This is a genomic window from Streptomyces sp. NPDC042201, from assembly GCF_055582185.1.
In genome coordinates, this window is the sequence record NZ_JBVJDS010000003.1 from 372,749 (window position 1) to 384,800 (window position 12,052).

General features: G+C 72.1%; 13 protein-coding genes. 6 read left to right on the forward strand and 7 right to left on the reverse strand.

The genetic code is table 11. The features are described 5' to 3' along the window. Nucleotides 1-88: 88 nt before the first annotated feature. The 4 genes from ACZ6MZ_RS09150 to ACZ6MZ_RS09165 all read right to left on the reverse strand — a co-directional run bounded on the left by ACZ6MZ_RS09150 (nt 89) and on the right by ACZ6MZ_RS09165 (nt 4,067). The gene (locus tag ACZ6MZ_RS09150) at nt 89-172 is read right to left on the reverse strand and encodes a putative leader peptide (protein ID WP_384189026.1); all 84 of its coding nucleotides are present in this window, start codon (nt 170-172) and stop codon (nt 89-91) included. Nucleotides 173-296: 124 nt separating this feature from the next. Continuing rightward, nucleotides 297-857, reverse strand: coding sequence for a GNAT family N-acetyltransferase (locus tag ACZ6MZ_RS09155; protein WP_469350719.1), 561 nt, complete (start codon nt 855-857; stop codon nt 297-299). A 57-nt stretch (nt 858-914) separates the two neighbouring features. Beyond that, on the reverse strand, nt 915-2,234 hold the full coding sequence (locus tag ACZ6MZ_RS09160; RefSeq protein WP_469350720.1) for a helix-turn-helix domain-containing protein: 1,320 nt from the start codon (nt 2,232-2,234) through the stop codon (nt 915-917). Between the two features lie 180 nt (nt 2,235-2,414). Then, nucleotides 2,415-4,067, reverse strand: coding sequence for an acyl-CoA dehydrogenase family protein (locus ACZ6MZ_RS09165; protein ID WP_389791758.1), 1,653 nt, complete (start codon nt 4,065-4,067; stop codon nt 2,415-2,417). Between the two features lie 17 nt (nt 4,068-4,084). Between ACZ6MZ_RS09165 and ACZ6MZ_RS09170 the strand changes: the two genes are divergently transcribed. Further along, on the forward strand, nt 4,085-5,305 hold the full coding sequence (locus ACZ6MZ_RS09170) for a YihY/virulence factor BrkB family protein (protein WP_469350722.1): 1,221 nt from the start codon (nt 4,085-4,087) through the stop codon (nt 5,303-5,305). A gap of 40 nt (nt 5,306-5,345) precedes the next feature. Further along, nucleotides 5,346-6,086, forward strand: a complete 741-nt coding sequence (locus tag ACZ6MZ_RS09175) for a DUF6597 domain-containing transcriptional factor (RefSeq protein ID WP_469350723.1) — start codon at nt 5,346-5,348, stop codon at nt 6,084-6,086. Here ACZ6MZ_RS09175 and ACZ6MZ_RS09180 read toward each other — a convergent pair. Continuing rightward, entirely contained in the window at nt 6,026-6,418 is a 393-nt protein-coding gene (locus ACZ6MZ_RS09180) for a VOC family protein (protein ID WP_389791764.1), read from the reverse strand. The two genes, ACZ6MZ_RS09175 and ACZ6MZ_RS09180, sit on opposite strands and share 61 nt — an antisense overlap. Nucleotides 6,419-6,528: 110 nt before the next feature. Here ACZ6MZ_RS09180 and ACZ6MZ_RS09185 point away from each other — a divergent pair, with 110 nt between their 5' ends. Together ACZ6MZ_RS09185 and ACZ6MZ_RS09190 are read left to right on the forward strand one after the other, a co-directional pair. After that, entirely contained in the window at nt 6,529-7,248 is a 720-nt protein-coding gene (locus tag ACZ6MZ_RS09185) for a response regulator transcription factor (protein ID WP_469350726.1), read from the forward strand. Between the two features lie 5 nt (nt 7,249-7,253). Beyond that, a complete protein-coding gene (locus tag ACZ6MZ_RS09190; RefSeq protein WP_389791766.1) occupies nt 7,254-8,369 on the forward strand; it encodes a sensor histidine kinase in 1,116 nt (371 codons plus the stop codon). A gap of 119 nt (nt 8,370-8,488) precedes the next feature. Here the strand turns inward: ACZ6MZ_RS09190 and ACZ6MZ_RS09195 are convergent, their stop codons facing one another. Further along, nucleotides 8,489-9,382 (reverse strand): S1 family peptidase, encoded by an 894-nt coding sequence (locus tag ACZ6MZ_RS09195; RefSeq protein ID WP_389674754.1) that lies wholly within the window; start codon nt 9,380-9,382, stop codon nt 8,489-8,491. Nucleotides 9,383-10,040: 658 nt separating this feature from the next. After that, entirely contained in the window at nt 10,041-11,207 is a 1,167-nt protein-coding gene (locus ACZ6MZ_RS09200; protein WP_469350727.1) for a serine hydrolase domain-containing protein, read from the reverse strand. A 191-nt stretch (nt 11,208-11,398) separates the two neighbouring features. On the opposite strand from ACZ6MZ_RS09200, the gene ACZ6MZ_RS09205 reads away from it, so the two are divergent. After that, a complete protein-coding gene (locus ACZ6MZ_RS09205; protein ID WP_389790682.1) occupies nt 11,399-11,722 on the forward strand; it encodes a plasmid stabilization protein in 324 nt (107 codons plus the stop codon). Between the two features lie 13 nt (nt 11,723-11,735). Beyond that, nucleotides 11,736-12,050: a DUF1232 domain-containing protein gene (locus ACZ6MZ_RS09210; RefSeq protein ID WP_469350729.1), complete on the forward strand. Its 315-nt coding sequence runs from the start codon at nt 11,736-11,738 to the stop codon at nt 12,048-12,050. Nucleotides 12,051-12,052 lie beyond the last annotated feature (2 nt).

Consider the following 12,052-nt stretch of genomic DNA (forward strand, 5'->3'; position numbering starts at 1 on the left):
AGCCGCACACTCGCGCGCGGAGGCGCGGAAGTGCGCGGCGGTGCGCAGCAGGGGCGGCTAAAAGGGATCGCGGGCGGTGCTCGGGCTCTCAGCTCGCGCGACAGATGGCGCTGGACACGCGGCCGAGGTCGACGTGCCGCCGACTCACCAAGGCAATTCCAGCTCGAGACATGACGGAAGCGTGTCACGGGGGTCTCGGGGCAGTCCACCACTATCCACGATGTGGACCGGACTGTCCCGTTCTGTGGGACGATGTGTCGCCCGTCACGGTCCGCGACGGGGTGGCCGGTTTCCGTTCAGGCGCCCGGCCAGGGGCCGGGAGCCGCTGTCTCGGGCTCCTCCTCGACCTTCGTGTCGAACAGCGTGAAGCCGCGGCGCAGATAGTTGTCCATCGCGTGCGGGCCGTCCTTGGAGCAGGTGTGCAGCCAGACCCGCTTGGTCGGCGCCAGCCCCGGCCACCGCTCGGCCAGCTCCCAGGCCCGCGCCACCCCGTACGACAGCAGGTGGCCGCCTATCCGCCGGCCGCGGAAGGCCGGGATCAGCCCGAAGTACGCGATCTCGACCGTGCCGGCGTCCTGCGCCGCCAGCTCGATATAGCCGGCCGGGGTGCCCTTCTCGTACGCGACCCAGGTCTCCACGCCGGGCCGCGCCAGGGCGTCCTGCCACTGCGCGTACGTCAGGGAGAGCCGGTCGGTCCACCGGACGTCCCCGCCGACGGCCGTGTACAGGAACCGGCTGAACTCCGGCGAGGGCACCTCGGCCCGTACGATCCGCACCTCGCCGGAGGGCTCCGCGGCAGGCCGCAGATCGGCGGGCGAGGTCTGTTCCAGGGACCAGGTGGTCACAGTGATGCTCATATGCGCCAGAAAACCACGCGTCGGGGCCCGGAGCCGAACGTGCCCCCGGCCGGCGCTCTACGAGCCCGGCGGGCGGCGCGCGCTCAGCACCGCGGGGGCCGTCGAGTGCGGCAGCAGATCCGCCCGCTCGTCCGGCCGGACCACCCGGACGTCGATCTCGTCGCCGAAGCGGTAGGGACGGTGCGCCAGCACGCCCGACAGATGGCGCCGCACCCGCGACATCTCGGCCCGTACGGTCCCGGCGCGGCCGGGGTCGCCGAAGACGTCGGCGGCCAGCTGCGCCGCGCTCCGGCCGTCCCGGTGCACGGCCAGGACGTACAGCAGCTCGGCATGGCGCGGGGTCAGCTCCTGCGTCCAGCTGCCCGCGGACCCGGACACGGCGACCGACCAGCGCCGGGGCCGGCTCAGATCCAGCACCACCCGGCTCGGCGTCTCCGTCGGCGGCCGCTCCTCGTCCACCTGTATCAGCCAGCCGCCGGGCAGCGGCTCGACCGTGCACATGCCCAGTGAGGGCTGCCAGACCCGGCCGGCCCCGAACGACTTCGGCAGCGGCAGCCGGTCCACCGGCGGCATGCCCGTGACCCCCGCCGTCCAGCCGTTCGTGTCGACCGCCAGCGCACGCCCGCCGAGCCGGCACAGGAGCGGCGCCGCCACCGAGCGGAGCCGCTCCACGGCCCGCCCGTGCCGCTCGCGCATCTCGCTCTCGGCGAGCCGGGCGACCGAGCTGACCAGCGCCAGGGTCGTCGGATGGAAGCCGGTGGCCGGGCCGCTCACATCCACCACGCCCAGCAGCCGCCCGTCCCGTGGATCGTGCACCGGAGCCGCCGCACAGGTCCAGGCGTGCAGGGAACGCGCGAAGTGCTCGGCCGAGTGGACCCGCACCGGCCGGCGCACGGCCAGGGCCGTCCCGACGGCATTGGTCCCCGTGGCGTGCTCGGCCCAGGCCGCGCCTTCTTCGAGACGGATCCCGTTCGCCTGGCGCAGCACGGTGAGGCAGCCTTCCCGCCACAGCACGCGCCCCTCGTCGTCGGTGACCACGATGATCTGCCGGGAGGCGTCGGCGACAGCGCCGAGCGACCCGGTGAGCGTGCGCATCGCCTCACCCAGCGCGGGGGCCCGCCGGCGGTGCTCCAGCTCGTCCCGGTCCAGCAGCTCCCCGCCGGTGGACCGGTCGGGATCCAGCCCCATCCGGAACATCCGCTGCCAGGACGCCCCGATCACCGGCCGGGGAGCCACCGGCGGCCGCTCGCCGGCGAGGGCGGCGTCCCGTACTTGGTGCAGCAGCCGGGTGGCCTGCGCGCCGTCCATGGCCATGAGCCTCGTCAGGTCAAGCCCTCTGTCCTGCGGCGGTACGTCCTTCAGTGGTATGTCCTTCATCTGGATCCTTCGGATATCCACTGCAACTGCTTGCAACTCTGGCAAACCACGGGCAGGCGTATGAAAGTGACAATAAGTCAGGGGTGGTGCCGTGTCGGCGCAGCACCACCCCTGGCTCCCGTGCGTGTTCCGTCAGCCGAGCGTGTCCGGCCGGCCGACGGGCTGTCAGCCGACGGGCCGTCAGCCGACGGGCCGCGCCCGGTCCACGACCGACGCCAGATCGAGCGTGTGCGGCAGCGTGCCGAAGGCCGCGCCCCAGTCCCCGCCGAGCCGTGACGCGCAGAACGCGTCCGACACCTCTGGCGGCGCCCACCGCACCAGCAGTGAGCCCTGGAGCACCAGCGCCATCCGCTCCACCAGCCGGCGGGCCCGCGCCTCGATCCCGTCCAGATCGGCCAGCTCGGTCAGCAGATCCTTGATCGCGCCGTCCAGCCGGTGATCGGCGCCACGCGCCCTGCCCACCTCCTGGAGGAAGCCGTTCAGCGCATCCGGCTCCCGCTGGAGCGCCCGCAGCACATCCAGCGCCTGCACATTCCCCGAGCCCTCCCAGATCGAGTTGAGCGGCGACTCGCGCAGCAGCCGCGGCATGCCGGACTCCTCCACGTAGCCGTTGCCGCCCAGGCATTCCAGGGCCTCGGCGGCGACCGGCGTACACCGCTTGGTCACCCAGTACTTGGCGGCCGGGACCGCGAGCCGCAGAAAGGCCCGCTCCCGCTCCGCGCCGTCGCCGCCGCCCTGGACGGTGTCGTACGCCGACGCCAGCCGCAGCGCGAGCGTCGTCGCCGCCTCCGACTCCAGCGCCAGATCCGCCAGCACGTTCCGCATCAGCGGCTTGTCGATCAGCTCGCCGCCGAACGCGCTGCGATACGTGGCGTGGTGGACCGCCTGCGCCACGGACTGCCGCATCAGCGCGGCCGAGCCCACCACACAGTCGAGCCGGGTCGCCGCCACCATCTCGATGATGGTGCGCACCCCACGGCCCTCCTCACCGACCCGGCGGGCCCAGGTGGAGTCGAACTCCACCTCGCTCGACGCGTTGGAGCGGTTGCCCAGCTTCTCCTTGAGACGCTGGAGACGGAACACATTGCGCGTCCCGTCCGCCAGGACCCGCGGCACGAGGAAACAGGTGAGTCCGCCGGGCGCCTGCGCCAGCACCAGAAAGCCGTCGCACATCGGCGCGGAACAGAACCACTTGTGCCCGGTGAGCAGATACTCGCCCGCGGCGTCCAACGGCCGCGCGCTCGTCGTATTGGCGCGTACATCGCTGCCGCCCTGCTTCTCCGTCATGCCCATCCCGAAGAGCGCGCCGGCCTTCTCGGCGGCGGGCCGCAGCCCCGGCTCGTACCGGTGGGAGGTCAGCCTCGGCTCCCACTCGGCGGCGAGCGCCGGATCGGTGCGCAGCGCGGGCACCGCGGCATGCGTCATGGACAGCGGACAGCCGTTTCCGGCCTCCGCCTGCGTCCACACCAGAAAGCCGGCCGCGCGGCGCAGATGTCCGCCTGGCCTGCCCCAGGCGTCGGTCAGTCCTGCGGAGACCGCCGTCCCGAGCAGCTGATGCCAGGCGGGATGGAAGTCGACTTCGTCGATCCGGTTCCCGTACCGGTCGTGGGTGCGCAGCGCCGGTGGGTTCTCGTTGGCCTGCGCACCCCACTCCTGGGCTTCGGCGGATCCGGCGGTGCGGCCGAGCGCCGACAGCTCCGTGCGGGTCTCGTCGAGAAGGCCGGGCGCGCTGTGCCGCTCGACGCCCTCCGTGAGGACCCGGTCGGCGCTGAAGACGTCGTACCCCACCAGGGGCGGGACCTGGTTGGTCACTGTGTGGGTGGTGGCTGCCATGCCGCTACGGTAAGGAGGTGCAGGCAGCAAATGAAACACCCGAGCGGCCAGCGGGTCGACTCCACCGGGCCCGAGTCCTCTACCGCGACGTCTCCAAGCGGAAGATGGCCTGGTTGCTGCTGAAGGACACCGTCAACTCGTGCATCGAGTACCGCATCCTCGGCCTCGCCGCCGAGGCGGCGTTCTTCACGCTGCTCTCGCTGCCGCCCCTGCTGCTCGGCCTGATCGGTCTGCTCGGGTACGTGGACGACTGGACGAGCACCACCACGGTCGCGTCCATCGAGAAGAACATCCTCGCGGCGGCCGGCACGGTGCTCTCGCCCCGCGGTGTCGACGAGATCGCCAAACCCCTGCTGGCGGACATCACCCACGGCGGGCGGCCGGATGTCATCTCCCTCGGCTTCGCCATCGCGCTCTGGTCGGGCTCCCGGGCGGTGAATGTCTTTGTCGACACCATCACCGTGATGTACGGGCTCGACGGCCGCCGCGGCATCGTGGCGACGCGGCTGCTCGCCTTCCTGCTCTACATCGTGGCGCTGCTGATCGGCGCGGTGGTGCTGCCGCTGGCGGTCGTCGGGCCCGACCGCGTCGTGGAGTTGATCCCCTGGGGCACGGAGGTCGTCTCCGTCCTCTACTGGCCGGTGGTGATCCTGCTCTCGATCGCCTTCCTCACCACGCTCTACCACGTGTCCGTACCGGCGCGGTCCCGGTGGATCGAGGACGTACCCGGCGCGCTGGTCGCCCTCGGCATGTGGGTGCTGGGCAGCTTCCTGCTCCGGATCTATCTCACCAGCACGGTCGAGGGCCCCACCATCTACGGTTCCCTCGCCGCGCCCATCGCCGTACTGCTCTGGATCGGCATCTCCGCGTTCGCGGTGCTGGTGGGCGCGGCCGTCAACGCCGCGATCGACCGGGTCTGGCCGTCGGTCGCCACGGCCGCGGCCCGGGCCGCCCAGGAACGTCTGCGCTCCGCCCAGGCGGCGGAGCTGATGGCCCGCGCGGTCGCCTCGGCGGACGCACAGGACGACGACGTGACCGATCCCGACATGCCCTCGGAATTCCCGGAGCGATGGTCCACGTTCCTGCCGCCCGACGATGTGAGGTCCCGGGTGAGGCGCCGGCTGCGCCCGGGCCGCGACAAGGGCGAGAGCAAGAAGGCCCAGGACAGCAAGGCCCGGGACAGCAAGGCCCAGGGCGACGGCCAGGACCGGGGCGACGACAAGGACCCGGGAACGTAGCCGGGAGCCGCACGGCCGGGGAGGGTCTAGCCTCGTCCCCATGTACGAGGAACGGGCATCGCGGCTCGACGGCGCGGTGGTCTGGACGCGGACCGTGACGGCCGACGAAGGATCCACTCCCTATCCCGTGCTGCCCGACGGCTGTATGGACCTGCTGTGGACCGGCGGCAGGCTGCTGGTCGCGGGACCTGACACCCATGCGTACGCCCCCGAGGGCATCACCGGGCTGCACTGCGCCGGAGTGCGCTTCGCGCCCGGGTCCGCGCCCGCGCTCCTCGGCGTTCCGGCGCACGAGCTGCGCGACCGGCGGGTGGAGCTGGCCGATCTCTGGTCCCCGGCCGAGGTGCGCGCACTCACCGGCCGGCTCGCGGCCGCCGCCGACCCCGTGGCCGCGCTGGAAGCCGTGGCGCTGCGGCGGTCCGCCGCGGCCGGTCCGCCCGACCCGCTGCCGCGGGCCGTCGTCGACGGGCTGAACGCGGGCCGTACGGTCGCCGCGACGGCGGACGCCGTCGGCCTCGGCGCCCGGCAGCTGTACCGCCGCTCCCTGGACGCCTTCGGCTACGGGCCCAAGACCCTCGCCCGGGTGCTGCGGCTCCAGCGCGCCCTGACGCTCGTACGGGCCGGGACGCCGTACGCCGAGGCGGCGCTCGCCGCGGGCTGCGCCGACCAGGCGCATCTCGCCCGGGAGACACGTGATCTGGCCGGGCTCACGCTCGGCGCCTACACGGCGTTGGCGAACAGCGAGACCGCACAGCCGTCCGGGTCGAGGACCACCGCGTAACGCTGCCCCCAGACCGCGTCCCAGGGCTTGAGATGCCCCCGGTACCCGGCCCCGGCCAGCGCCTCGTACGTGGCGTCCACCTCGGCGGGGCTGTCGCAGAGGAAGGCGAGCCCGATCCGCTCGCCTCCCGAGGGCCGGGTCCAGCCGGGGTCGTAGGAGCGGACGGTCTCCTCGGTGTCCCACAGGATGCGCAGGCCGCTGGGCAGGGACGCCTCCGCATGGGGCGCGGAGTCCGCGTCGGCGGGCAGGTCCAGGCCCAGCCGGCGGTAGAAGGCGAGAGAGGCGGCCATGTCGGAGACGACCAGGCCGATCGCGTCGAGTCGTGGAGTCATGTGTCCACCGTAGGAGCGCCGGCCCGTGCGGGTCTTGAACGAATCGGACGTCATGGTTTCGTAAGAGCCCAGGGCGGCACACCGGTCGCCCGCCCGAGGAGACTGGCGCTGTGCACACCATCCTGGTCGTCGACGACGATCCGACCGTCGCCGAGGTCGTCACCGGCTATCTGGAACGGGCCGGCTTCGCCGTGGACCGCGCGGCCGACGGGCCCGAGGCTTTGCGGCTCGCCGCCGGCTCCCCGCCCGCCCTGGTGGTGCTCGATCTGATGCTGCCCGGTATGGACGGCCTGGAGGTGTGCCGGAGACTGCGGGACAGCGGCCCGGTGCCGGTGATCATGCTGACCGCGCGCGGTGACGAGGACGACCGGATCCTGGGTCTGGAGATAGGGGCGGACGACTACGTCACCAAGCCCTTCAGCCCGCGCGAACTGGTGCTGCGCGTCGAGTCCGTCCTGCGCCGGGGGCGGACCGGCCAGGGGCGGCCGGCCGGACCCCAGCTGCGCTCCGCCGGTATCACCCTCGACCCGGCGGCCCGCCGCGTCACCAAGGACGGCCGGACGCTCTCCCTCACGCTCAGGGAGTTCGATCTGCTCGCGCATCTCATGCGCCATCCCGGGCGGGCGATCGACCGGGAGCAGCTGATGCACGACGTGTGGGGGTGGGAGTTCGGCGATCTGTCGACGGTCACGGTGCATGTACGGCGGCTGCGCGCCAAGATCGAGGACGATCCGGCCAGTCCCCGGCTGATCCGGACGGTCTGGGGCGTCGGCTACCGCTTCGACGTACCGGCCCGCCTACCGGCCCGCCTACCGGCCGACGAGAGCTGAGCGCCGTGCGCGACATGCTGCTCATCGCCCTGTATGCCTTTCTCGGAGCGGCCGCCGCCGGTCTCGCCGGAGCCTTGACGCTACGGCTGCTGCGCAACCGCTCCGTCGCCGTCTCGCTGACCGTCGTCGCCGCCGTCGCGGTCACCGCGATGCTGGCGGGGACGCTCGTCGTGGCCCGGGCGATGTTCCTGTCCCCTCATGACCTGACCGTCGTCACGACGGTCGTGGCGATGGCCGCAGTCGTCTCTCTCGCCACGGCGTTGCTGCTGGGCCGCTGGGTCGTCGCCCGCAGCCACGATCTGGCCCTGGCGGCCCGCTCCTTCGGCGACGGCGGCAGTTTCGCCGCGCCCGACGGTGCCTCCACCGCCGAACTCGCCGCGCTGGGCCGGGAACTGGCGGCCACCAGCGCGAAGCTGGCCCTCTCCCGGGAGCGCGAGCGCGCCCTGGAGACCTCCCGCCGTGAGCTGGTCGCCTGGATCTCGCACGATCTGCGCACCCCGCTCGCCGGGCTGCGTGCCATGTCCGAGGCGCTGGAGGACGGGGTGGTCCAGGACCCGGACCGCTACTTCCGCCAGATCAGGGCCGAGGTCGAGCGGCTCAACTCGATGGTCGGCGACCTCTTCGAGCTCTCCCGTATCCATGCCGGGGCGCTCGCCCTCGCCCCGACCCGGATGTCCGTGTACGACCTGGTCGGCGAGGCGCTCGCGGGCGTCGATCCGCTCGCGCGGGAGCACGGCGTCCGGCTGGTCGGGGACCGTGTCGAGGCCGTCCCCGTCGAGGTGGACGGCAAGGAGATGACCAGGGTCCTGGCCAATCTGCTGGTCAACGCCATCCACCGGACCCCGGCGGACGGCACGGTCGCGGTGGCGGCGGAACGGCGTGCGGACTGTGTCGTCCTGTCCGTCACCGACGGCTGCGGCGGCATCCCGGCCGAGGATCTGCCGCGGGTCTTCGACACCGGCTGGCGCGGCACCCAGGCGCGGACGCCGCCGGCCGGCGCGGGTCTCGGGCTGGCCATCGTGCGAGGCATCGTGGAGGCGCACGCGGGCCGTGCCGAGGTCCGCAATGTGACGGGCGGCTGCCGCTTCGAGGTCACCCTCCCGGCGGCGGCCACGGGTTAGGCCCTGTCCGGCACTCTGCCCGGCGGAACGGACACGGTGGAACGGACACGGCGGGCCGCGCGTGTGCGCGGCCCGCCGGTCGTCCAAGAGAGGATCAAGCAGATGAAGCGTGTTGGAGCTTAGATGATGGTGGCGCCGTAGACGCTGAGGGGCTCAGTGACCGGCTGGAAGAACGTGGTGCCACCGGAGGAGCAGTTGCCGCTGCCGCCCGAGGTCAGACCGATCGCGGTGTTGCCGGAGAAGAGCGCGCCACCGCTGTCGCCGGGCTCGGCGCAGACGTTGGTCTGGATCATGCCGTAGACGACCTGGCCGCCACCGTAGTTGACGGTCGCGTTGAGGCCGGTGACCGTACCGGAGTGGACGCCCGTGGTGGAGCCACTGCGCGTCACGCCCAGGCCGACGGAAGCGTTGGCGGCACCAGTGATCTCACGGTACGTGCCGTTGTACAGGTAGACCCGGCCGTCGGCCGCGCCCTGGTTGGAGTGGCGGATGATGCCGTAGTCGTTGGTCGGGAAGCTCGTACCGGCCGTGGTGCCGATGTTCCAGCTGCTGCCGATGTTGGTGCAGTGTCCAGCGGTCAGCGCGTAGTTCGTGGAGCCGACCCTGACGTTGAAGCCGAGGGAACAGCGGCTGCCGCCGGTGGTGATGGCCTCGCCGCCCGCGATGAGCTTGCTGAACTTGCCGGTGGTGTGCTGGATCCTGATGCCCGCGGCGGTGTCGGCCACGGAGTTCTTGATCTTGTTGATCTCAGCAGCGGAGACGGTGCTGTCGACGGTGACGACGACCTTGCCGGAGGCCTTGTCGGTGTACCAGGCGGTACCGGCGACGTCCGCACCGCGGACGGCGGAGCTGGCGTCGGCGAGCTGGGCCGCGGAGGCCACGGGGGCCGGCGCGGGGGCCGCGATGGCAGACGGGGCCGCAAGCGCGACGGCGGTCACCAGGCCGGAGGCGACGGCGAGAAGCCGAGCTCGACTGGGCACCGCGCTGAGGGGGGAAAGGCGCTTGAAGGTCACAACATCCTCCATAGGGGGGAACTCGCGGCCCGTTGGGTAAGCGTGCCGCTGCCGTGCGATCGTCCACCGCCATTCGGTTTTGGCCGTGGACCTGTCAACCGCACGTCTGAATCGTTGACTCCGTTTGGTTCCGCGACAAGGCCGACTTCTGGACCGGCGGCGCAGATCCGCCGTCGCCGTGCGAAGTCCTTCCGCAGGTCGGCGTGTTACCGGCGCCCGATGGAGCCGCCAGTGGCCGGTCAGTGAATTGCTGCAAAGCCCACGCCGACGGCAAAGTGACCGGCCGACGAACGCCGACACCCTTGCGGAGCACGGTGATTGGGCGGCGAAGTCATCCGGCCACCCGGCGGGCCGTCACAAACACACATGGTTCACCGTGGGTACTGGGTGTATGACGCAGTGAATCCGGGGGTCCGGTCCGCGACGGCCGGACACCCCGTATCTCTGGGCGCCCGCCGTCTGTTTGTGCGAAGTACCACCGAATTGCCCTCGTGTTGATCATGGCTGAATCTGATCGGTCCGTGGGGGTGGCGGCGGCAAGCGGTTCACGGATTCGACCGACAGGACGGTCTTGCGGAGCCCTGTGACGTGTGCTGCCGGTGGTGCGACCGTGGCGCGGCCGACGGCCCGGCCGACGCACACCGGGGAGCTCGCGTGTCTACAGGGCGCTGTACACCGCGTCGATCAGCGTCATTTTCCGTGGATCGTCCGCGATGTGAGGGCCCATCCGATTCATGACGTATCCCAGGCTCACACCCGCCTCCGGGTCGGCGAGTCCACAGGAGCCGCCGAAGCCGTCGTGCCCGAACGCCCTCGGGTTGGGGCCGTACGAGCCGTTCGGCCCGCTCAGCCACAGCCCGAGGCCGACCTCCGTCTCGTGGGCGAAGCCCGCGCCCAGCACCAGGTCCCGGCAGCTGCCCTGCCCCTCGCGGACCCGCTCGGCGGCCTCCGGGGAGAGCACGCGGCGGTCACCGGAGCGCCCCTGTCCGGCGAAGATCCCGTACAGCGCGGCGACCGCGCGGGCCGTGCCATGACCGTTCGCGGCCGGGATCTCGGCGGCGCGCCACGCCGCGGTGTTGGCGTGGGCGGCGCCGGCCGCGGGGTTGCCCAGGGCCGCCAGGGCGACCGGACCCAGCTGCCCGAAGACGGTGGCGTGTTCACCGGTGAGCGCGGCCTGCGGATGCACCAGCTCGGCGGCGCGGCCCGCCTCCCGCGCCGGCAGCCCGATGGTGAAGTCGATCCCCAGCGGCCCGGTCACCTCCTGCCGCAGGAAGGCCCCCGGCAGCAGGCCCGTGAGACGCCGGACCACTTCGCCCACCAGGAAGCCGTACGTCAGCGCGTGATAGCCGGACCGGGTGCCCGGCTCCCACCACGGCTCCGTCGCCGCCAGCCGGGAGGTGGTCAACTCCCAGTCGTAGAGCTGCTCGATGGTGTGCGGCTCGCGCAGCCCCGCCAGTCCCGCGCGGTGCGAGAGCAGATGCCGTACGAGCACGGACTCCTTGCCGGCCGCGGCGAACTCCGGCCAGTACGTGGCGACCGGCGCGTCCGGGTCGAGCACTCCGCGGTCGATCAGCAGATGCGCGCACAGGGACGTCGGCCCCTTGGTCGTCGACCACACATTGACCAGGGTGTCCCGCTCCCAGGGCCGTTCCCGCGCGCCGTCGGCCCAGCCGCCCCACAGGTCGACCACGGTCTCCCCGTCGGCCAGCACGGTGACGGCGGCGCCCAGTTCGTCGCGCTCGTGGAAGTTCCGCTCGAACGCGGCACGCACCGCGGCGAACCGTTCGTCGCAGTGCCCCTCTATCCGTACGGATCCCTCCGGCATGTGACCCCCTCCGTCGCTCCGGGCGGGCCGGTCGCCCGCTGAGATTCGGCTGTCAGGAACATACCGACTGGTCGGACCAGAGGGAACGCCCCGGCCGGCCGCTTCGGGCGGCGGCATCAAGTTGCCGGGCCCGAACGGGGGTAGGAGGGTGAGTCAAGAACGTCAGCGGCCCGTCGAGAGGAGTGATCAGAATGCCCCGAGGCTCCAGCCCCAAGCGCGAGCGTCAGTACGAGCACATCAAGGACAGCGCGCGTCAGCGCGGGGAAAGCACCGAGCGCGCCGAGGAGATCGCCGCACGGACGGTGAACAAGGAACGGGCCCGCGCCGGCGAGTCCCGTACCGCGAGCAAGGTCTCGACCGAGGACATGTCGTCCGCCAAGCGCGGCGGACAGCGCTCGCACAGCGGCTCCGAGGGCCCTACGTACGACCAGCTGTACGCTGAGGCGCAACGGCGCAACATCCACGGGCGCTCGTCCATGAACAAGGCCGAGCTGCGACGCGAACTGGGCCGCTGACCACGGAGCCGTCATGAGCAGCGAAGTCCAGATCCTTGTCGCCGTGGCCGCCCTCCTCGTGGCACTCACCCTCGGGGTCGCGATCACCCTGGCCGTCCGGCTGGTGCGGGCCCGGCGCACCCTGCGCGCGGCGGGCGTGCCCGTCCGGAACCGCTGGGTGTTCTGGGGGGCCATGGTCTATCTCGTACTCCCCACGGACCTGATGCCGGATCCGGTGTTCCTCGACGACATCGGCGTGCTGCTGCTGGCGCTGCGCTCCCTGCGCTCGGCCGGGGCGAAGGTGCCGTACGCCCCCCGGCTCGGCCGGGCGCAGGACGCTCCCCGCTGAGA